The sequence below is a fragment of the Pseudomonas putida S13.1.2 genome, from assembly GCF_000498395.2.
GTDB classification, from domain to species: Bacteria; Pseudomonadota; Gammaproteobacteria; order Pseudomonadales; family Pseudomonadaceae; genus Aquipseudomonas; species Aquipseudomonas putida_Q.
The window spans coordinates 2718645-2738850 of the sequence record NZ_CP010979.1 but is presented as its reverse complement, the minus strand read 5'-3'; the positions used below and the strand labels follow the sequence as shown (position 1 = coordinate 2738850).

Genomic DNA, 20206 nt, shown 5'->3' with positions numbered 1-20206 from the left:
TTCATGGCGCAACCCCTAGGATCTCCCGGCGAATCTCATCCACCGTATTGGCACTGAGTCCACCTTTCTTGGCGATCTTCTCGACCTGGTTGGCTGCGGCCTCGGCTCGGGCGCGAACCTCTGTCTTCCATTTCGCCTGGACGACAGACGCCCGGCCTAGCTCGGCAACGGCCTTGGCCACCTTGGGCAGGTCCATCTTGGCGTCATCACCAGTGGCCATCAGCAGCTTGAACAGGTGCTCTTGCACCAGGCGCATGAGCGCCTCGTTGACCGCACCTTCATCATCCGGCGCCGCCTGAACCACGGCCTTGGCCTGCTCGCTGGACATCTTCAGGGCGGCCAGCTTGTCTTCGAACTCGCTGCCATAGCGGTGTAGCGCGCTCTTGCCAATGGAGTAGCCACGCGACTCCAGCTCGGCAGAAAGCAGCTCGTAGCCGCTGAAGTTCGATTCCACCAGAGACTGATCCAGCCAGGCTTTAATCTCCGGCGGCAGTGTGGTGACTTTGCTACGCGGCGGCATTACCAGTACTTCACTGGGCGAGCGATGCCTGGACGGCAATCGACGGTGTATTCAGCGATATCGACGCCGAGCGAAGTGAGCCCAGCCACCCAAGGGCCGGACGGTGACTTCTCGATCGTGACCAGGGAGCGGTCGGACAGGTAGTCAAGCTCGCGGCGCAGCTCTAGCGCCGTGGCGTCTGGATACATGCCCTGGACCGTCGACAGCACTACCGCTTCATGCGGATCAATGGGGCGACTGGTGTTGAGGGTGAGCAGGACGAGCCAGCGCATTGACTCGCGGCGGGTCTTTGCAGGATCAATGTTCATGGACGGGCTCCCCGGAGTTGGACGTTTTCGAGTTTGAGGGCCACAGCGTCGAGCTTGGCCTCGATGACGGTTTGGTTGCGCACCCAGTCTTCGCGGCGCACGTAGTGCAGGGGCATTTCGCCCCGCAGCTTCTCCAGGCCAAGCTCGACCTGGCGAAGCCGGTCAGAGTCCTTAGCCAGCTCTTCGAAGCGGCCATCCATGTGCGCAAAGCGCTGGTCTAGCCGGCGCTCAATGGCCGCGAGCAGCAGTTTCAGGAGGGCCAGCATTGCGCCGACCAGGCCAACGCCGATACTGATCAACTGCCAGACCGGCAGCTCGACGGTACTCATCGGCCGCCCATCCTTTCGATGTCTTCCTGGCAGCTCACACACAGCTCAACGCCCGGAAGGATCTCGCTGCGCGCTGGGGGGATCTGGTCGCCGCAGCTCTCGCAGTGCGTGATGCGAGGCCCGGTGTAGTGCGCCCGGCCTGCGCCTCGCGCCGCCAGTGCCTGCTCTCGGAATGCCTCTTCCGTTTCTGTGGCGATATCAGTTACGTCCATTGCGTGTATTCCATGTGATCAGTTTTGTGAGCTGGGCACGGCAGGCGGCATAGCCTTCGCCGTTGCTGACTTGGTTCGCCAGCAGGTCAGCGCGGGTAACACCCGCGATCAGGTCGTCAGCGGCTGAGGCTCCGGAGGGAGACGCATCAGCTCCGCTGGTGGTGGTGCCGGTGGTAGGCACTGCGGCTGCGGTTGCGGTGCCAAAGAGGGCGCTGTTCCACACGCGGACAAAGCCAACAGTGAACAGAGCAGGAGGCAGCGGTTCAGGCTGCGCATCGAGGGCGCGGCGGTAGAGTGTCGTGACACGTTGAATCTCTCCGTTGAGTTTGTCGGTGACGGCCCGCAGCTCGTCCCGCTTGGCGACCAGATCCGCCGCTAGTTGGTTGCCGTATACCTGGGAGGCGATTAGCTCGTCTGCGGCTTTCTTCAGGCCGATGACGGCCGACTCAGCCATGTAGCGCAGCTCGGCCTCATGCTCCTTGCCCTGCTTATCCAAGGCCGCATCACCCTGAGCTTTCGCCAAGGCGAAACCTTGGTCGTGGCCGTTGCTGTAGACCAAGGCCACGCTTCCAACGGCGATAGTGAGAACCAGGAGCCAGGTGACGGCAGGCTTGATGCCCTTCATGAACACACCCCTTTGCCCCAGCCATCGGCGATGTATTGGGCTTCAAAGGTCTTGAGGATGAGGCGTGGGTAGCCCCGGTTTTCTTTGAAGGCGGCGGCCGAGCGGCCCGCGTTGAACCGCTCGATAGATCCGAACCAAACCAGCGGATCGGCGCCTTGAGCCGATGCCAGCTTGCGATCACGGATAAGCCAGCCAAGGCCGCCGTTGTAGGAGGACAGCACCATGGCGTGCCGCTCACAGCCGTTGCGGCCCTTGATGCGATCAGCCAACCAGCGGTCATAGCTGACCAGGGCCATCAGCGACCAGGTCGGGTTGTAAGGCTCAACTTTGCCCAGCGTTTTGGGGAACACTTGGGCGAGCCAGGTGGCGGTCGTGGGCATCACTTGGCCCAAGCCTTGCGCACCTACAGGCGATTTGGCGTTGAACTTCCAGCGCGACTCCTGGTGCACTTGGGCGGCGAAGGTCGCCACCGGGGCATCCAGTCCCCACTCGGCCTGGGCAATGCGGGTCAGGTCGCGGCGGTACTGCTGCGCCTCGGCCGGCACGGCAGCGAGAGCGGTGGGCAAGATGCCGAAGACCGAGGCTCCCAGGAGGACCAGACCAAACATACGGCTTCTCATGGTCAGAGCCCCAGCGTCAGGCCGAGGACGCAGGCCAGCACGATCAGCGCACGGCGGATGCCTGCCCATGGCTGATGCGCTGCGTGAACTTGGTCAGGGCGCGCATACGGGAACAGGGCGCGGTCGATCCAGTAGGCGAGCACCGCGCCACCCGTAACCAACGCGGCCTTGTACAGAACAACCGCGATCTTGGATGGTGCAATGAGGTACAGCCCGATCAGCAAGCCGATGGTGATCAGCGTCCAGAAGGTCAAGCGTGGGGCTCGATATGGCCGCTGAAAACGCAGGCGGCCGGGAAGATGGCTCATTAATGAACCTCCTTGGTGGGTTTGAGGGCGGCGCGGATATCGGCCATAGCGCTTGCTGCTGCGCCTGGACCATTCCGGCGTTGTGCCGGGGGGATGTAACGACCTGGTTTGGGAGGGTGGGCTGGGGTTGACCTGTAGCTATGGCCACCTTTGCAGGCGTCCAGGGCAACTTGCCGGCGATGAATTGCGACCCGGCCTATGACGTCGGTACGCCATTCGCTCGGACAGTCGTCGATCATTCTTTGGCGCGTCTTCTCGCAGCGCTCGTCAATGACGCGCTGAGCGAAATCCGCTGAAGAGGTGGCGTGCTCAAGCATGTTCGAATCTGCCAGATGAATGGACCTGGCTAGATTCGCCCGAGCAGCAAGGGCGCTGTATTTCCGGGGGCTTTAAGCAAAAAGCCCCGCTAGGCGGGGCTTGATGTAGGGGCGGTCAGTGCAACCGCTTCGGCGCATCCTCGTACCCGAATAGGTCGGGCTCTTGCTGTCGATGTAGGACGCGCTGGCGGGCAATGATGTCATAAATTGTCTGGCTGGCCAGATCAAACTTACGACCCAGCACATCAGGCCGTTGGCTTTTCTCTCGCCACTCGCGGAAGATCTCCGCGTCCCGCTGCGCCCGGCGCACTGCATTGCCACGCGGGAGGTAGACGACAGAACCGCCCATCGTTTCGCAGATCGCGAGGACCACGGCACGCGCAATGCTCGCCGCATCATCTTGCCTATCCGGCAAGACCTGCCGCAGCTTGAACTCAGCCAGGCTGGACATCTCGATCAGCGTCCCCTCCCAGCGTTTCAGCACAATGGCGTCGTTCATTTGTGCCAGTAACTTTTCGGGATCTAGCTTGTCGATCTCGCCAGATGCAAACAGCTCTCCGTTACTCATTGCCGCCTCCCATGTCGTTTTGCGTCCTTGGCCAGAGCAGCGACGACGCCACCCAATTGCTTGGCGTCAAGCCACTCCAGCCGCTCCACCTGGTAAAGCCGCTTGGCCAGGCCGTCACCGTATTCCCATGGCCGGCCGGCCTCAGCCAGTTGGGCCTCGACCTTGCCGACCAGCTTTGCCTTGTCCGCAGCAGGCTTTGGCTTGCCCCGGCCTTGCTTGGACTTCCAGCCCAGCCGCTCAAACTCTTGCAGTACCTTTGCCACTTGGAGCGGGCTCAGGTCTTTGGCCGATGACTGGCCAGTGATCCGGTCCAGCAAGGCACGATAGGTTTCGTCATCGAGGCCGAGGTCTTTCTTGGCGATGTGGATCTTGCTGAGCTGCTGATTGCGCCGGTTCATGACGCCACCTGCGCGAGTGCCAAAGGCGCCGCCGTAGTCATGCCGTGATTAAGGCGTACATCACCCGCAGCCAACATTCCATGCAGGGCATCGGTTATGGCCCGCACGCCAGCCTTGCGGCGCGCTGTAGCGTTACGATCCAGCTGCTTCAGTTGCACCAGGTCGGGATAGTGATGTGCCAGGTACTGCTCGACGGCGGGGGACAACTTGGCGCCAGCGAACGTCGACACCTGCTCACGCACCGCATGAACCCATGCCTCGCAGAACACATCAGCGCGCCGTACCTTGGTAGCCAGTTTGCAGCGCTGGAGCTTGGTTAGCGTGAAGTCGCGGCGTGCCTGACGCACTTGGCGCAGCAGAACAGTCATGGTGTACCCAGCTACCTCGGCCATCTCACCTATAAAGTTCCAGCGTCCGATCCCGCTGGCAAATAGCACCTTGCAGGTGTAGGCCCTCGAAACGGTGTTGGCCAACTGCGCCTCCCACTTGGCCGGGGTCTTCTTCGATCCGGCCACGGCGGTGCACTCCATCACATCGGCCATGCTCATATCGTCTTGGCCGATACCGTGCTCTTTCATGAGCGCCTGCGCCTGCCGCATCGCGGCCGCCGCCTCGTTGGGGTTGGCACTGGTGGCCAACCTCAGGCATTTCTTGATCTTGTCCAGGGCCTTGTTACGGTCCATGAGGCTTCCTATCTACGTGTGCCACCCCGGCCGGGCCGGGATGATTTCGCTTAGTGGATGACGGTTGTAGGCACAGCTTCGCGGAAGCGCGACGGACTCCAGTCGCAAGACTCATCGGCTAGGATGTGACCGAACATTGCGGTGCAGCGGCGGCAGTGCACACAGTCGCCGCAGGTTTTGCCCTCGGGCAGGTTCATCCGATATTCGTCGTTGGGCATCCGCCCCAAAGGCTCTCTTTGCTCGCTCATGACTCTCTCCATTCGTTCGGCTGCTCGTCAGTACCCGGCCACCATGGCGGGCAGACCAACCCCGGCTAGGCCGGGGTGGTTTCGCTTAGTGGATGGTGGGTTTGGTGAGGTGCATCTCACGGACTGCCTGGCACACCTCGCATGGGCTGGCGGCGTCGCAGTTGCAGTTGTTGAGGAAAGCGGTGAAGGCGATTGGGACTTCGATGCGACCGATCATCTTGGCTTGCTGGACCATGCCGCGAGCCACAACGCCTGCTTTGGTGCTGAGTACGGACTGGATTTCCTGACCTTCAACGGAAACGGATACGCCAGAGTCAGTGTCTTCAACGGTGAAAATGTATTTGGCCATTCTTACTACTCACAGAAATTGGTGGTGATTGCAGGCGAATCAGTGCACGGAGTGGGTGGTGGTGGTCAGCGAGGCGCTGGCGATGTCGAGCGGGATCGGCACGTACTGCTCCGACTCACCAACCCGCTGGTACACGCGGATGTAGCTTTTGGAACCGACCACTTGGACGGCGTCGCCGATGGCCTCCATGGCGCGCTGCCACCGGGCGTCTTTGATATCCATGCGGCGCAGGGCGAGGACTCGGCCGGTGCTGATTTCGCCTTGCTTGTCAGCGCGGAATGCCTCGTTGACGATTGCCCGCACCTCGCTCCGGGCGTCCTGGGTCCATTCGGTCAGGCACTCGTCAATCAGGGCGCGGGCGGCTTGCAGGCGCTCGTCAAAGCGGATGTTGTCCTGAGCCGCCTGCACGACCTTGTATTGGCCATCGAACGACATCAGCGTCACGTTGCCTTTCTTGCCACCGACCTTGGCCTTGTACTGCTCCGCCGACATATCAACGAAGGCCTTGATATCGCCGAATGCGTCGGTCTTGAAGTCGGCCAGCGTCTTCGATACCACCTGTGCCTTTGCCACCAGCTCAAGCACCAGGTCATTGCGTGCCATGTCGATTGGCTTAACCAGGTCCAGCGGAACCAGGTGGCCTTTGGCGTCTTTCAGAAACCCTTCGGGAATGTTGCTCATTTGCTTGGTTGCTCCATGGTTTTTGAAATGAGGGCTTCATGCTGCAGGTGATCGAACACTGCATCAGCCCCCACTCTGGCAGCATCAATCTGCCGGTCTGTTTTCGGCCCAATGCTGATACGAGCGCTGCGCCTCATGCCGCTGACGATCCCGTCAAGGGCATCGTTTCCGGTCTGTCTCTGCTGGTCCGTGCGGCTCGGCCTTGGCAGCGCCGGGACAGGCATCCGTGCTGGCATTTCCCGCAGGAGCCTGGCCGGGGCTGGCCAGCGCTCGCAGGTTGAAAACAGCACTTGGAATGCCTTGCGGATACGTTCGGCGTCGATGTGCTCATCCCACTCTCGGCCCTTCGCCAGCACCACAAGCCAGATGTCGAGCGTTGCACCTACCGTGTCGGCGGCGGGTGCTCCGTCCAGGCGCAGAGCGATCAGGCCCATGAGTCCGGAAGCGACCTCTCGTTCCAGCCACTTAGCCACGAGCACGCGCCTCCAGCGCCGCCAGCGCTGCGTTGGTCTGACTTGGGTTACCACGGCGTACCGGCTGGGCTTGCGCCGCTTCTGGTGCCAAAACCAGCGCACCACCCGCTGAACCTGGCTGGTACTGAGTCATGACCTGGTACAGCCAGCCGTGCCCCTTGAGGGGCGTCACCAGCCGCCCGGTTTCACGCGCAACCAAGGCCTGCTCAATTGCCCATGCCCAGCATTCAGGCGGGGCTTCAAACACTTGGCCACCGCGCTCGATGCGCTGCGCCTGCACGTCCGGCAGCAGCTCGGTGAGCAGCTTCGCCACACGGTCCATGGTCAGCTCGCGGGTTTCAGGCCTGAACAGTCCCAGGTAACGCACCAGGGCGTGACCCAGCGGGCCGGACAACTTGAAGGCAACACCCAGTGCATCTCGGGCGCCGTCATGTGCGATCAATGCGTCCAGCGAAAGCGTGGTGCCGCAGTTAGGGCAACGAGTGCGCATCAGTGCACCCCCTGTAGGATTGGGATTTCCCGGGCACGGAAGTACTTTGCGTGCACCGCTTTGCCGCCGAGTGGGTGCTTGTCGCGCCAATTCATCAAATCATCAGGCTTGGTGAGTTCGGGCTTGAACTGGTGGTAGGTCTCCAGCCCAAGAAGCAGTGCTTTGGCGCCTTCCTCACCAAACTTGGCCGCCACCGTGACCGGGGCGTACTTGATGCCGTTCCAGCAATACGCCTCGATTACCCATGCCGTTTCCTGCGAGCTAGACGCCACCACTGGGGATTCATCCACTACGGAACGAACGGGTGCTTTGGTAATCTGTTCAACTGCCAATTTTTCGTCCGTTTTTTCGCGAAGCTTAAAAAGAGCCCGCAGCTCGCCAGCCTTAGTCACCGCCCGAGTAAGCGTCGCGGCGAAACCTACGCATTTACCCTCGCAATAGAGGCGCACCATCCCTTTGGCCTGAGCGCGGATTTCTACCTGGTTATCTTTAATGCAAAGAGACATTGCGACCTCCTGAGCAATTCGGGTTAAACGGGCACTGCTGGCACACTCGCCAATGCTGCATTGCTAGCGGGTTATGTGTCGGAGCCGGGCGTTGATATAACCGCTGGCACTGTTCAACTGTCAGCGTGTCTCCGGTCGCCACGCACTCGATCCGGCCAAGAACTTCCATTACTCGGCGCTCAATCCCCGCAGTGGTAGGGCTTGGGTATTTGTTATCGAGCAACAGACTTACCGCAGTACGACTCATGCTGATACGGATCGCAGCGTGCGTGCGGCTGGTGGCCGTTACCTCTTTAGCCAAGAGCCGCACGAACAGCGGCGGCTCGGCTCCCCAGTTCGATAAATTCACCGCCCGTTTCATTGCAGGCCTCCAGACTCCCCGGTGGAAGCAAGTTCCAGTTGCGTGCGCTGAACAAGATCAGCCGAAGGCTTGACCGCTTTGCCGGTTTGAGCCAATTCCAGCCACTCATTAAGCAAGTCTCGAGTGCGCAGCAGAGCGACCCCAGATTCAATCAGGCTGTGATCTGCCCCAAACGAGCCGGTGGTTTTTACGTAGACCAGCTTGCCAAGGTTGGAGTCATATACTTGGAGCGAGTCAAGCTTACGAATCTCAGGCGGGCGAGGCCCTGAGTATTTCCCCGGAACAAGCTGATATGTCTCCGGGATATTCCTCTCCCACTCGGTCTTCGTGAAATAGCCAGCCTCTGTCAGGGAGTTTAGGTACTGGCGGACCTTGCTAATGGTCATCGCGACACCACCGGCAGAGGCGGTGTGCAATACCGTCTCAGCGGTGAAGTTACCTTTCAAAATACGAACGCTACGCCAGATGTTTTCAGTAACCAGGTGTGCATAAACCCGCTCACCCTTCCTATTTAGCCGTGGGTGCTCGGCGCCTTCGTCCTTCATCAGTGAGTAGACACGGCCACCTTTTCCTTTCGGGGATTCAATGAGTCCGATGATTCCTGCCTTAACCAGCGCATTGAAATAGTCATTGATTTCCCTCGGCATCTGACCACTACGTCTAGCGATATCGTTGGCAGAGAATCCGGGGCCGAGTACGCGAATAGACTCCCACATACGCTGACGAGGCTCTTTTGTGCCAGTTACAACGAGAATTGCTTTCCGGCCCATTAGATCGATCTCCGGGTAGGAGCTTCGCCTGTGAACCAGCCGCGCTTACCCCATGTAGCCAAATCAACACGACCCCACATATTTGCCGAGGCCTCGCTTTGCACCTTGTACAGGTTTACTGCGACGCGACGTAGGCACCCACGAGTGGCCCGGCACAAGTCCTCAAGAAGATCCTCGGCAATTTCAAGGTTCGGATAGTTCGACTGGGATAGCTCAATAAGGTCATCGAGCGATGCCGGTTGTGCTGGGACCCACTCCATAACTCGGTTGTGCAGACGTTCAAGTTTTGACAGCGAGGCCGGCACCCGCTCTTCGCCGATCAGAACAATAGTTCCTTGGCTCGCGTTATAGAGGTCGGTAAGGATGTTCGCGATTGCTTTATCAAGCATGTACTGCACATCGTCCACAATCAGCGGTCGCATGGATCGGGACAGCTGTTCAGCGATCTGATCCATCATGTCGCCCATGGTGCGACCGGGCGCGATTGCCATGTCTTTCAGGACGGCTATCAGAAATGCTTTCTTCGACCAGGTGTCGCGGCACTCCACGTAATAAGCACGATGCTGATTTGCAGCAAAGGAAGCCGCGACTGATTTGCCTAGGCCACTGGGGCCGTACATCACGACCAACCCAGGCAGGCCTGCTGGGCGAGCTTGCGCACGCTTTACCGCTCCTGCGAGTAGTCCGACATTGGTAAGGGCTACGATTTTAGTTACACTCACTGTGCATCTCCTTTTTCTAGCGTGCGCCAACACGCTGGACTCCAATAAACGCGGGCTCTCAACCCGCGTGTTTTTCAATTCCTTCCATCAGCTCGCGCTGGTAAATCAGGTCAGGATGAGTGGAATAGCTCTTCCACCATCGCGCCTCTAAATCACTGAGTTCTTCACCAAGTGCTTGGCGCTTATCCAGTTTTTTCCAAAGTCGGTAACGAGTAACGTCGTTGTCTGGGATCTTGAAGTCTGGCCGCTGAGCAACCACCTCTCTTGCATACTCCAAGGCCGCTGAACGCTCGCCTGGCTGCAATACCGCCGACGGCGCAGCAGTAGGTGCAATCATTTCGACGCGGTGGCCCGTCAGCACTTCCAACTTATCTACGGCACGCTTGAACTGGCCTTTCTCGCGCTTTTCCCGCGCCTGCTCGACCATAGTCATTGGCATGTAATCTGTGGTGTTTCCGTTGAGTTGTGCTGTGCCGATCAGTTCGCCATCGTCGGTGTAAGCCCAGACCTGAGTAGAATCCCTGACGTCGTACCCAACACGTATTTCTTGGCCGTGAAAGGCCGTTAGATCTGCCATGAAATAGGTGTTGCCAGCCCATGCAATTTCGCCGCGCCGCGTTGTTCTGATGAGCTGCGGTCGCATAAGAGATTCCACCAAGGCGCTCGATGCGCACATAGGCTCCCAACCCTCGGTGATTGCTGCTTGCCAGGCTTCGTCGGGTGTCATATGCCGCATCAGGCCGCTTTCAAGATCGCGAATCTTCTCAAGCCCCCTGTGAGGGGTGCTGTTGTAAGTTGCTACCTCTTGCTCCATGCCGGCCATGAAAACACCGAACTCGGGAATGAGTTGAGACCTGCCCGTCAGGCGTAATTGCTTACGACCAACTCTATGCACTTTTGTACCGGCGTGCTTATCCATGTCCGCACCGATATATGAGGTGAGCTTCTTCGCGGCACGAACCCAAATTGTCTGGTGCCCTCGTTCTGATAGCCCTCGTGCCTGGCTGTTGTATGGCAAGGAGTGCGTCATTGTTCCGCCGAGCCGGTCGACTACCTCCCGGACTGTGTCGTTTGCAAAGCCTGACCCGTTGTCCACGTAGAAGATTGAGAACATGCACTCCCGGACGGCATCACGAAGTGCATCCAGTACGCCGATTGCTGACTCGGCCTCGCCGACCGAGACACCCACCACTCGGCGCGTAGCAACATCGAGTACCGTTGTGATTTCGGGTCGATAAGGCTTGCCAGTGAGCGGGTTAATAACCTCAGCATCAAATTTGTGCCCGTCCGCTGTGTAAACGTCGCCTGGGAAAAGGTTCTTCGTAGAGCGACGGCGAAAAGGCTTGAGGGCCTTGAGTTCCTGCGTGCTCATGCGACCGACATTCAAAGCATCCGGCGACAGTTTTTTAAGGAATCGCTGAACTGCGTGAATGCTCGGCAGCTCACCATTCCACGCCGCAGAGAACTCGGCGTAACTGGCTGCGACGCTAGGCTTGGTTGGGCGTTGGTAACAGCGCAGGAACGCTCCAGCCCAATCCGGAACATCAAGGCGTGCACGCTGACGAAGTGGGGCGAGGGCCATCTGATCTCGGTCAGCTGCCCGCCAACTCGACAGCCAACGCTTGAGAGTCCTTTCTGAAAGTCCGCGCCCCTCAGTTTTACGGTCGTTCGCAATATCAACCCGATTCTGCAAGTAGGACGAGAGCTGACCGTCCTCGGCATGCTTTATCAGAGTGCTAATGGCCGTTTTCTGTGAAACGACCTCAGCTAGTCGCTCGATTTCTCGACAAAACGCGAGGCGAGCTAGCATTACGGAGCGCTGCTTTTCGTTGAGCCGTGACGAACCCTCGGCCTCACTCGGCTCTGCCTCTTCGGCGCCCGTTACTGATGGCAAGTTGCTACCTGATCCTGCTACCGAGCGCGCCAGAATCTCTGCTTGCGTTTCGGCAGGCAGATCAATAAGGCAGTACTCAATGGCCTTGGAGCCCGCTCGCTTGCGGCCATTCCATTCAGTCTTACCGCGAATCTGTATTGCCCGCTCAGTACCAGGCATACCTGGCAGACCCGCGAGTTCGCGAGCTGTAAACCAGCCAAGTTGATTCGTCATTTATCGAGACCTATGTGTTCTTGGTAATAAGCGTTAGACTTCTAACGGTTTTCTGAAGGTGGATCGTTGCGACCGCTTCGTTGTCTGTTAGGGGTGCCATCGCTGTTCCAGCGCTCAGGCCAAATCTGTTCGGGCTTTAGGCCGATAGCCTTGGCAATGGCCGTTTCCATCCTTGGATAGGGGACCCGCTTCACGTTGTGAAGGGCGTTGCGCTCAACGCCAAGCTGACGAGCAAGCTCAGACAGAGACGTGTGGTGAGCACGGAGCTGGAATTTAAGCCACTCCCAACGCATCGCAGGATCCTTCGGAATTCCGTTAGCTGATTTCATTTTCTGTATCCGTAGCCACTGTAAAAGGTGGTTTTTTTAGGGGTTCTAACGTTCCCTTGTGAATAAGCTATCGGTTTTCGGAAGGATGTACAACCGAAATCGGAAGGTTCGTTTTCGGTTTCTGTGGTCTGCCATCTCGAAAATCGAATAAACCCTTGAATTACCTACAGATTTCCGGAAAGCGAAGTTTCGGATTGCCGACAAATGGCATTTCGCTTTCCCCCTACTGGAAAACGAAATGTCCGACACTGAAAGCCAGGCATACGCCAAGAGCCTGGGAGACCGAATCAAGGCCTGTGCTGGCATGGCGGGAAGCGGAGAAGAGCTTTCTCGTAGGACCGGCATCCCCTTGAGCACCATGCACTCCTACGTGAATGGCAAAAGCGAGCCTCAGGCATCTCGACTGGTTTCTATTGCCCAGGCTGTCCAGGTAGACATCGAATGGCTCGTAACTGGCGCTGCGCGTGCCCTGGACACAAAAGAAACGGCAGTTGATGAGGAGTACGCATTCATCCCCCTCTATGACGCCCATATCAGCCAAGGTCATGGGGCATGGACGGAGGGGGCCCGCGTGCTCACGAGGCTTGCCTTTACCCGCTACAGCCTGCGTAAAAAGGGCTTATGCCCCGATACGCTTGCCGCCGTGCGCGTAGATGGTGACTCAAACGAGCCTGTGCTGAGCGACGGAGACACCGTCATGGTTGACCTGAGCCGCAACGCGCTTCAGGGCGAGGCGTTCTATGTGATTCGCCTGGATGATTTGCTTTATGCCAAGAGGCTCCAGCGGATCTACGACGGGGGCGTGAAGATCATCAGCGCCAACACTGCCTACGAGCCGATGACCGTTCCGCAGAACAAGCTCGGCAACCTGGAGATCATCGGGCGGGTTGTTTGGGCTGGTGGCTGGATGATTTAAACCCGAGTGCCAAACAGGGCGCCAAATCCTTGCGATTGGCGCCTTTTTTGCGGTTTCTCGTTTAGCGGCTCTTTGGCCCCGCTTTGGCCCCGTTTCTTTTCTTTCAGCCCAATGAATCCGGGCTTTTCCACTTTCTTCCCGCTTCTTCCCGCTCATTTTCTCTTAGTGCCAAACAGAACACCTCCTCACAAGAACCGAGGCTGCCGCTACTTGAGTAGCGGCACTGCGCCGGTTCAGGCTGCGGCCTGGCAATCTGCAAACAGTTTTTTGCCCAAAGCGTGTGCGTGCTGCAAGTGAGGGAGCTGGTCAGGCCCTTCGCTGTCATCCAGCAATGTGGAACTGAGTACTTCTGCGCCGCAATAGTCGAAGATGCCGTGCTCGATCTGCACGCGCATCGCCTCGCCATAGCCATGCCGTTCGAAGGTGCCTGTATCGGCACCCGCGACGCCGATCAGGTGAACCTTCATGCCGCGCAGTTTCTTGATCGTGGTGCCTTCGTCATAGTCGAACGCCCAGCCGTTGCTGAATACCCGCTCGACCCAGCCCTTGAGCAAAGCTGGCAGTGACCACCAGTAGACCGGATAGACCAGCACCAGGGCATCGGCGCGCTCGATGCGAGCCTGCTCCTTGAGTACATCGGCCGGCGCAGCTGCCTGCCGGCGGTGTACGGCATGGTCCGCAAGACCGAAGCGGGGGTCGAAACCTTCGCTGGCCAGGTCGGCGATCTCGCTGCTGTGGCCTTCGCTGGCCAAACCGTCGGCAACCTGCCGAGCCAGCGCGTGGGTGAGGGATTGCGGGTCATGGTGACCTACGACGATCAGGGCGTGCATGGTGGCTCTCCAGTCAAAGGGTGCAGGGTTGCCTGGCGCGCTATATACTCCAGGTAAGTTACGTTTAGTAAGTTACTTTTGGTAGGTAATCGATGTCAAGCGATGATCAAGCACGTTCGCGCAAGCGCCTGAGCCGCGACGACCGCCGCAGGCAGTTGCTGGATATGGCCTGGCAGTTGGTGCGGGAGGAGGGTACCGATGCCTTGAGCCTGGGTCGCCTGGCCGAACAGGCGGGGGTGACCAAGCCGGTGGTATACGACCATTTCGAGACCCGCAACGGGCTGCTGGTGGCGCTGTACCAGGAATACGATGCGCGGCAGTCGCAGATGCTCGCGCAAGCCTTGGCCAGCTGTGAAGCCAGCCTGGCCAGTCGCGCCCGGGTGATTGCCGAGGCCTATGTGGACTGCGTGATGAGCCAGGGCCGGGAGATACCCGGGGTGTCGGCGGCGCTGGCCGGGTCGCCGGAAATGGAGGCGCTGAAGCGGGCGTACGAGGAGCCGTTCCTGGACAAGTGCCGCGAAGCCTTGGCCGGGTTTTCGCCCAGCGGCAATGTAGGGGTTGCCGGCATGCGCCTGCTGGTGGGGGCAGCGGATGCGCTGTCCCAGGCGGCTGCAGCAGGGGAGCTGGAGGCCGGGCAGGCCAAGGCTGAGCTCAAGGCCGCCATTATCGCCATGGTCGAACGGCAAAACTGAAGCGCATGCGACCATTGTGGGAGCGGGCATGCCGGATAAACTGGCTTCGCTACACAGGCAAGCTCTGATAGGGCTGTTCATCCCCCGGGCTGCGCTCGAACTGGCGCTTGTACTCGCGGCTGAACTGCGAGGTGCTCTGGTAGCCCACCCGGTGCGCGGCCTGCGCCACACCCAGGCCTTCGCCGATCAGCATCTGCTGCGCCTTGAGTAGCCGCAAGCGCTTGAGATACTGCATCGGTGCCATGTCGGTGCAGCGCTTGAAGTGTTCATGAAAGGTCGAAACGCTCATGTTGGCCCGCGCGGCCAGTGCCTCCACGCTCAGCGGCTCGGCGTAGTGCTCGCGCAGGTGGGCGAGGGCGGCGCCGATGCGGGCGAAGTGCCCCTGTTGCTCCACCAGTGCTCGCAACACACCGGCCTGCGGGCCGCGCAGCGCGGTATACAGCACCTCGCGGACGCGCGCCGGGCCCAGTACCTTGGCGTCAAGCGGGTCCTGCAGGCAGTGCAGCAGCCGTTCCACACTGTCGCGCATGGGCGCATCCAGTGCTGCGGAGGTCATCGATTGCGGTGTTTGCGCCTGTACTGCAGCGTCCGGCACCAGGCCCATGCTCTGCACCAGTTCGCCAAGCACGCCACGGTCGATGTCCACCGCCACGCCCAGCAATGGCGCGTCAGGGGTGGCGAAGGTTTCGCACATGAACGGCACCGACAACGCCTGCACCAGGTAATGCCCGGCGCCGTACTCCAGAGTGCGCGGCCCCAGGCGCGCCAGCTTGCTGCCCTGGGCCAGGATCATCAGGCTGGGTTCGTAGATTTGCGGGCTGCTGGCCACGTAGTGGTCCCAGCTCAGCACTTGCACCTGGGGCAGGTGCGTGGGCACAAAGCCTGGGCGCGTGGCGAGGCTGCGGATCAGCGTACAAAGCGGCGCATTGGCGTCGACGTGGCGGGTCAGTTGCATGGTGGACCAAGGGCAGAGAATCAGACAGCTTAATCATCGCAGATTGAAGGCGTGGCGCCAGCTGACAGATAGCATCTTCGGATAATCAGGCATGGATGCCGGAGAATCAGCCGTGGGCGCGAGGCAGTTGGGCGCGCAGAATGTGCCGACTGAATCGTTTCACTTTACTGCGAGGTCCTGCATGTATACCGCCATCGGTTACGCCGCCCAAACTTCTGCCAGCCCTTTGGCGCCCATGACTTTCGAGCGCCGCAGCCTGCGCCCGGACGACGTCGCCATCGAGATCCTGTACTGCGGCGTATGTCACTCCGACATCCACCAGGCTCGCAACGAATGGGGCATTGCCGTGTACCCGCTGATGCCTGGGCACGAGATCATCGGCCGGGTCACGGCGGTGGGCGCCAAGGCCACCGCGCACAAGGTGGGTGACCTGGTTGGCGTCGGCTGCATGGTCGACTCTTGCCGCCACTGTGAAGCCTGCGCCAAGGACCTGGAGCAATATTGCCTGGAAGGCCCCACCATGACCTACGCCACCCCGGATCGGGTTGACGGCAGCAACACCATGGGCGGTTACTCCAGCAGCATCGTGGTCAGCGAGCACTTTGTGCTGCGCATCCCGGCCGGCATGGACCTGCCCAGCGCCGCACCTATCCTGTGCGCCGGCATTACCACCTATTCGCCGCTCAAGCACCACGGCGTGGGCCCGGGCCACAAGGTCGGCATCCTCGGCATGGGCGGCCTGGGCCACATGGGCATCAAGCTGGCCAAGGCCCTGGGCGCGGAAGTGACCCTGTTCACCCGTTCCCAGGCCAAGGCAGAGGAAGCCCGCCGCCAGGGTGCCGACCATGTCATCGTGTCCACCGATGCCGAGCAGATGCGCGCCGCGGCTGGTCGTTTCGATTTCCTGCTCGACACCATTCCGGTACAGCACGACCTCAATCCGTACCTGGAAACACTGAAGTTCGATGGTGTGCACATCCTGGTCGGCCTGATCGAACCGATCGACCCGCCCGTGCATGCGGCCAACCTGGTGCTCAAGCGCCGGGTGGTGGCGGGGTCGTTGATCGGTGGCATCGCCGAGACCCAGGAAGTACTGGACTTCTGCGCCGAGCACGACATCCGTTGCGATATCGAGATGCTGGATATCCGCAATATCAACCAGGCGTATGAGCGCATGATCGCCGGGGATGTGAAGTATCGGTTCGTGATCGACATGGCCACTTTGCAGGGCTGATTGATCGGCTGCCTGTACTGGCCTCTTCGCGGGTAAACCCGCTCCTACAGTTGCACCACGGCATTCAGGCTATGTGCGGTCCTTGTGGGAGCGGGTTTACCCGCGAAGGGGCCGGTACAGGCTGCAAAAAATCCTGGTTCTGTTACCAGAACATCGCCTTGTCCCACCCCCGCCAGAACAACCACCGCCGCACCTCGCCATGTGCCCCGGTGCCGATCTGCCATTCAGGGCGCCCGCTATCCAGCGCAATCACCGACACCACCCCCGCGTGGCTCGCCGCCACCAGCGTTTGCCCATCGGCGCTGATATCCATCGCACTGATGGTCGAGCCCAGGTAGTGCTGCCAGTGCTCCGTACCGTCCTCGCCAAACGCCCGCAGGTAGCCATAGGCATCACCCACAATGTACTCGCCATCGCGCGCTACCCCGGCGTATACCCGCGCGCCATCCTGCAGCAGTGGGGTACGTGGGTCCTGGCTGTAGTAGTCGGTGTCCAGCCCCGGCAAATCGGCGACGTTTACCCCCAGCGTGGCGCCGCTGTAGAAATGACAGGCATTGAGGGCCAGGTGGTTACCCGCGCGGTTGAACAACGCAAAGTGCGGGTACTCGCTGCCAGGGCCGATGTCCGCCAGCGGCCTGAGTTGCGCGTCCAGCACCAAGTGCCGGCTGCCTTGCTCACCCACCACGATCAGCCGTCCGTCCGCAGACACCGCGCCATGCTCCATGCTCAGCCCCAGGCTGATGTCGTCCGGGTCGGTGCCTTCGGCCAACTCATCGAGCACGCGTGTCTGCTGTGGCAGCAGGCGAGTCGCACCCTGGGTGGACAGCACGAAGATACCTTCGGCACTCACCAGCAGCACGCGCTGGCCATCCGGGAAGGGGATCAGCGCGCTAGGTGTGGGCGGCAGGTCGAACGGCTCGAACGGGTAACCTGGCGGCAACCCCTCCAGCCCGGTTGGCCAGGCCAGGCGCTGCACTTGCGGGCCCCCCCAGCCATCGGTCACACGTATGCCTTCGGCATTGGCCAGGGCGAAATAACGGCGGGCCGGGCAGCGGCCAAAGTGCTCGATGCCGATGACCGGGGTTACCCCATGATGATCGATACGCACCACCTGGCCCTTGTCGTAGGGCATGCCGATGCGTGCCAGCAGGCTGCCATCCTCCAGCAGCAGGACATTGCTGATGCCTTGGCCGTGGTCTTCGAGCAACGGTACCAAGGGGTGGTGCGCAGGTGGCCAGGCCTCGCGGAAGGCCCGGCGCTGCTGTTCGTCGGCGCCAGGGTGATTGGCTGCCTGCAGGGCTGCCAGCCAGGCGTCCAGCAGGTGCCCGGTGGCTGGCGCCTGCGGCTCTTCAAGATTGTCCCAGCCTTGCGCACGGCCCTGCGCGACGTAGTCGTTGACGGCCTGGGCATAGGCGATGACCGCCTGCTGCCACTGCTGCTGGGGGTGCTGCTTGTCCATGAGCGGATCGGGCTCCTTGTTGCACACGCGTTTCACACAAAGCGCGCATGGTACTCCTTCTGCCTGCCTTGCGGTTGTGAGGCCCCGGCTTGACGCGTACCATGCCGTGCATTCCTATCAATAACAGCGCGTACGTCGGCACCCCTGCAAGCGGGTGGCTGGCGTGCGAACTGTTGCCTTGTCTGCGGAGAAGCGTTTTCCACCCATGAACGGACCCATACCCACCGACCTGCCGCCCACGACGGGCAGCGGCAGCTGGCTGAGCGTCATCGCCCTGGCCCTGGCGGCCTTCATCTTCAATACCACCGAGTTCGTCCCGGTGGCGCTGCTCAGTGACATTGGCCGCAGCTTCGACATGAGCACCGCCCAGGTCGGGCTGATGCTGACCATCTATGCCTGGGTGGTGGCGCTGGCCTCGCTGCCGATGATGCTGCTGACCCGCAACATCGAACGGCGGCGCCTGTTGCTGTTCGTGTTCCTGGTGTTCATCGTCAGCCACTTGCTGTCGTGGCTGTCGCAGAGCTTTGCCATGTTGCTGGTCAGCCGTATCGGCATTGCCCTGTCGCATGCGGTGTTCTGGGCCATTACCGCCTCGCTGGCAGTGCGCGTGGCGCCACCTGGCCAGCAGGCCAAGGCGCTGGGCCTGCTGGCAACCGGTACCACTCTTGCCATGGTTTTGGGCATTCCGCTGGGGCGCGTGGTGGGTGAGGCGCTGGGCTGGCGCGTGACCTTCCTCAGTATCGCCGGGGTCGCGCTGGCCACCATGCTGTGCCTGATGAAGTCGCTGCCGCTGCTGCCCAGCCAGAACTCGGGCTCGTTGCGCAGCCTGCCAATCCTGTTCAAGCGCCCGGCGCTGGTGATTACCTACCTGCTGGTGACGCTGGTGATTACCGCGCAGTTCACCGCCTATAGCTACATTGAACCGTTTGCCCTGCACGTGGCGCAGATTGGCGGTGAGCGCACCACGCTATTGTTGTTGCTGTTCGGCGGTGCCGGGGTATTCGGTTCGTTGCTGTTCAGCCGCTACAGCGACCGTTTCCCCCATGGCTTTCTGGTGGGCTCGATTGGCTTGCTCGCCGCGTGCCTGTTGCTGATGTTGCCGCTGTCGGGCAACTTCTATGCGTTTGCGGTGCTGAGCATGTTCTGGGGTGTGGCGATCCTCAGCTTCAGCCTGTCGCTGCAGTCCAAAACGTTGAAGCTGGCATCCGATGCCACCGATGTGGCCATGGCGCTGTTCTCGGGTATCTACAACATAGGGATTGGTGGCGGTGCGCTGCTGGGCAGTATCGTCAGCAGCCAGATGGACGTGGCCGATATCGGCCTGGTGGGCGGTAGCGTGGCGGTGGTCGGGCTGGTACTGGCTGTTGCCAGCACGCGGCGCTACCGCGAGGCGCTGACACACTGACCCAAGGCCAGCGCGCTTTTCTGTAGGAGCGGCCTTGTGTCGCGATGGACCGCAAAGCGGTCCCAGGATTTTAGCTTCGCCGCAGAAATTGCCGGGGCCGCTTTGCGGTCCATCGCGACACAAGGCCGCTCCTACAGGTCCCCGTAGACCTCAGGGGATACCGCCTGAGATTCAAGCCAGTACGGCAGCCCAGGCAGAAATCAACAGCACCCCCGCCAACACCTGGTTGAACAACTGCAACCGCCGCGGTGCCTGCAACCACCGGGCGCTACCCACCCCCAGCACCGCCCACGCTGCCATGCACGGCAGGGCGATCAACCAAAACACCAGTGCCAACTGCCACACCGGCAACGACGGCGCGGCAAACACCCCGACCACCGCCACGGCCATCAACCATACCTTGGGGTTCACCACCTGCAACGCTGCGGCGCTCCAAGCACTGAACCCTTGCGCCGTGGCCGCCTGCAGCGGTGCGGCGGCACTGCGCAGCATCTTCCACGCCAGCCAGCTTAGCCACAACACTCCCGCCCAGCTCATCACCTGTTGGGCCAAGGGGTGGCGTAGCAGCAGTTCACCCAGCCCCAGCCCGACCATCAACACGATCGCTGCCGCCGCGCCACAGGCCGCGACGATGGGCGCCAGGCTCGCGCGCAAACCCGCGCGCGCGCCATGGGCCAGGATCAACAGGTTGGTTGGCCCCGGGCTGATGCTGGACACCAGGGCGAACAGAATGAAGGGCAACAACGACTGCGACATGCTTCATGGCTCCGGAAATTCGAAGCACCATGCTC

Annotated in this window: 27 protein-coding genes and 1 other RNA gene; 4 read left to right on the top strand and 24 right to left on the bottom strand. The window is 60.8% G+C overall.

Annotated elements, in window-relative coordinates:
- Position 1: 1 nt before the first annotated feature.
- The 20 genes from N805_RS12240 to N805_RS31260 form a co-directional block, all read right to left on the bottom strand.
- The gene (locus tag N805_RS12240) at positions 2-520 is read right to left on the bottom strand and encodes a DUF3486 family protein (protein ID WP_019470931.1); all 519 of its coding nucleotides are present in this window, start codon (positions 518-520) and stop codon (positions 2-4) included.
- Positions 520-828 carry a hypothetical protein gene (locus N805_RS12235; RefSeq protein WP_019470932.1) on the bottom strand — a complete coding sequence of 103 codons (309 nt, stop codon included), beginning with the start codon at positions 826-828 and terminating at the stop codon, positions 520-522. The genes N805_RS12240 and N805_RS12235 overlap by 1 nt, the downstream gene beginning before the upstream one ends.
- Entirely contained in the window at positions 825-1157 is a 333-nt protein-coding gene (locus N805_RS12230) for a hypothetical protein (RefSeq protein ID WP_019470933.1), read from the bottom strand. The genes N805_RS12235 and N805_RS12230 overlap by 4 nt, the downstream gene beginning before the upstream one ends.
- Positions 1154-1369: a TraR/DksA C4-type zinc finger protein gene (locus N805_RS31265; protein WP_019470934.1), complete on the bottom strand. Its 216-nt coding sequence runs from the start codon at positions 1367-1369 to the stop codon at positions 1154-1156. The genes N805_RS12230 and N805_RS31265 overlap by 4 nt, the downstream gene beginning before the upstream one ends.
- Entirely contained in the window at positions 1356-1994 is a 639-nt protein-coding gene (locus N805_RS12220) for a hypothetical protein (protein WP_020628564.1), read from the bottom strand. Before N805_RS12220 ends, N805_RS31265 begins: the two co-directional genes overlap by 14 nt.
- A complete protein-coding gene (locus tag N805_RS12215; RefSeq protein ID WP_019470936.1) occupies positions 1991-2602 on the bottom strand; it encodes a transglycosylase SLT domain-containing protein in 612 nt (203 codons plus the stop codon). Before N805_RS12215 ends, N805_RS12220 begins: the two co-directional genes overlap by 4 nt.
- Before the next feature lie 14 nt (positions 2603-2616).
- Entirely contained in the window at positions 2617-2922 is a 306-nt protein-coding gene (locus N805_RS12210; protein WP_019470937.1) for a putative holin, read from the bottom strand.
- A gap of 432 nt (positions 2923-3354) precedes the next feature.
- Complete coding sequence (locus N805_RS12205) at positions 3355-3807, bottom strand: Mor transcription activator family protein (RefSeq protein ID WP_019470938.1); 453 nt, start codon at positions 3805-3807, stop codon at positions 3355-3357.
- On the bottom strand, positions 3804-4205 hold the full coding sequence (locus N805_RS12200) for a gp16 family protein (protein WP_019470939.1): 402 nt from the start codon (positions 4203-4205) through the stop codon (positions 3804-3806). Before N805_RS12200 ends, N805_RS12205 begins: the two co-directional genes overlap by 4 nt.
- Positions 4202-4888: a DUF2786 domain-containing protein gene (locus N805_RS12195; RefSeq protein WP_019470940.1), complete on the bottom strand. Its 687-nt coding sequence runs from the start codon at positions 4886-4888 to the stop codon at positions 4202-4204. Before N805_RS12195 ends, N805_RS12200 begins: the two co-directional genes overlap by 4 nt.
- 262 nt (positions 4889-5150) lie before the next feature.
- Positions 5151-5223, bottom strand: an RNA gene (locus tag N805_RS29840) — hammerhead ribozyme type II.
- The gene (locus N805_RS12185) at positions 5222-5485 is read right to left on the bottom strand and encodes a hypothetical protein (protein WP_019470942.1); all 264 of its coding nucleotides are present in this window, start codon (positions 5483-5485) and stop codon (positions 5222-5224) included. The genes N805_RS29840 and N805_RS12185 overlap by 2 nt, the downstream gene beginning before the upstream one ends.
- Before the next feature lie 39 nt (positions 5486-5524).
- On the bottom strand, positions 5525-6166 hold the full coding sequence (locus N805_RS12180) for a DUF3164 family protein (protein ID WP_019470943.1): 642 nt from the start codon (positions 6164-6166) through the stop codon (positions 5525-5527).
- On the bottom strand, positions 6163-6639 hold the full coding sequence (locus tag N805_RS29395; RefSeq protein ID WP_155412688.1) for a hypothetical protein: 477 nt from the start codon (positions 6637-6639) through the stop codon (positions 6163-6165). Before N805_RS29395 ends, N805_RS12180 begins: the two co-directional genes overlap by 4 nt.
- Positions 6632-7129 (bottom strand): hypothetical protein, encoded by a 498-nt coding sequence (locus tag N805_RS12170; RefSeq protein ID WP_019470945.1) that lies wholly within the window; start codon positions 7127-7129, stop codon positions 6632-6634. Before N805_RS12170 ends, N805_RS29395 begins: the two co-directional genes overlap by 8 nt.
- Complete coding sequence (locus tag N805_RS12165; RefSeq protein ID WP_019470946.1) at positions 7129-7635, bottom strand: hypothetical protein; 507 nt, start codon at positions 7633-7635, stop codon at positions 7129-7131. Before N805_RS12165 ends, N805_RS12170 begins: the two co-directional genes overlap by 1 nt.
- Positions 7636-7992: 357 nt before the next feature.
- Complete coding sequence (locus tag N805_RS12160) at positions 7993-8766, bottom strand: hypothetical protein (protein WP_019470947.1); 774 nt, start codon at positions 8764-8766, stop codon at positions 7993-7995.
- Entirely contained in the window at positions 8766-9488 is a 723-nt protein-coding gene (locus N805_RS12155) for an AAA family ATPase (RefSeq protein WP_019470948.1), read from the bottom strand. The genes N805_RS12160 and N805_RS12155 overlap by 1 nt, the downstream gene beginning before the upstream one ends.
- 58 nt (positions 9489-9546) lie before the next feature.
- Complete coding sequence (locus N805_RS12150; RefSeq protein ID WP_019470949.1) at positions 9547-11595, bottom strand: Mu transposase C-terminal domain-containing protein; 2049 nt, start codon at positions 11593-11595, stop codon at positions 9547-9549.
- Between the two features lie 41 nt (positions 11596-11636).
- Complete coding sequence (locus N805_RS31260; protein ID WP_419198332.1) at positions 11637-11888, bottom strand: helix-turn-helix domain-containing protein; 252 nt, start codon at positions 11886-11888, stop codon at positions 11637-11639.
- Between the two features lie 274 nt (positions 11889-12162).
- Here N805_RS31260 and N805_RS12145 point away from each other — a divergent pair, with 274 nt between their 5' ends.
- The gene (locus N805_RS12145; protein WP_019470950.1) at positions 12163-12840 is read left to right on the top strand and encodes an XRE family transcriptional regulator; all 678 of its coding nucleotides are present in this window, start codon (positions 12163-12165) and stop codon (positions 12838-12840) included.
- Positions 12841-13073: 233 nt separating this feature from the next.
- On the opposite strand, the gene N805_RS12140 is transcribed toward N805_RS12145, so the two are convergent.
- Complete coding sequence (locus tag N805_RS12140) at positions 13074-13670, bottom strand: NAD(P)H-dependent oxidoreductase (protein WP_019470951.1); 597 nt, start codon at positions 13668-13670, stop codon at positions 13074-13076.
- Positions 13671-13762: 92 nt separating this feature from the next.
- Between N805_RS12140 and N805_RS12135 the strand changes: the two genes are divergently transcribed.
- Entirely contained in the window at positions 13763-14362 is a 600-nt protein-coding gene (locus N805_RS12135) for a TetR/AcrR family transcriptional regulator (RefSeq protein ID WP_019470952.1), read from the top strand.
- Positions 14363-14411: 49 nt separating this feature from the next.
- On the opposite strand, the gene N805_RS12130 is transcribed toward N805_RS12135, so the two are convergent.
- Complete coding sequence (locus N805_RS12130; protein ID WP_019470953.1) at positions 14412-15317, bottom strand: AraC family transcriptional regulator; 906 nt, start codon at positions 15315-15317, stop codon at positions 14412-14414.
- Between the two features lie 181 nt (positions 15318-15498).
- On the opposite strand from N805_RS12130, the gene calA reads away from it, so the two are divergent.
- Positions 15499-16551 carry a vanillin reductase gene (gene calA, locus N805_RS12125; protein ID WP_019470954.1) on the top strand — a complete coding sequence of 351 codons (1053 nt, stop codon included), beginning with the start codon at positions 15499-15501 and terminating at the stop codon, positions 16549-16551.
- A gap of 142 nt (positions 16552-16693) precedes the next feature.
- Here calA and N805_RS12120 read toward each other — a convergent pair whose 3' ends face one another.
- On the bottom strand, positions 16694-18010 hold the full coding sequence (locus N805_RS12120) for a hypothetical protein (RefSeq protein WP_019470955.1): 1317 nt from the start codon (positions 18008-18010) through the stop codon (positions 16694-16696).
- Positions 18011-18215: 205 nt separating this feature from the next.
- Here N805_RS12120 and N805_RS12115 point away from each other — a divergent pair, with 205 nt between their 5' ends.
- Positions 18216-19415 carry a sugar transporter gene (locus tag N805_RS12115; RefSeq protein ID WP_019470956.1) on the top strand — a complete coding sequence of 400 codons (1200 nt, stop codon included), beginning with the start codon at positions 18216-18218 and terminating at the stop codon, positions 19413-19415.
- Between the two features lie 171 nt (positions 19416-19586).
- Here N805_RS12115 and N805_RS12110 read toward each other — a convergent pair whose 3' ends face one another.
- On the bottom strand, positions 19587-20171 hold the full coding sequence (locus tag N805_RS12110; RefSeq protein ID WP_028613494.1) for a LysE family translocator: 585 nt from the start codon (positions 20169-20171) through the stop codon (positions 19587-19589).
- Positions 20172-20206 lie beyond the last annotated feature (35 nt).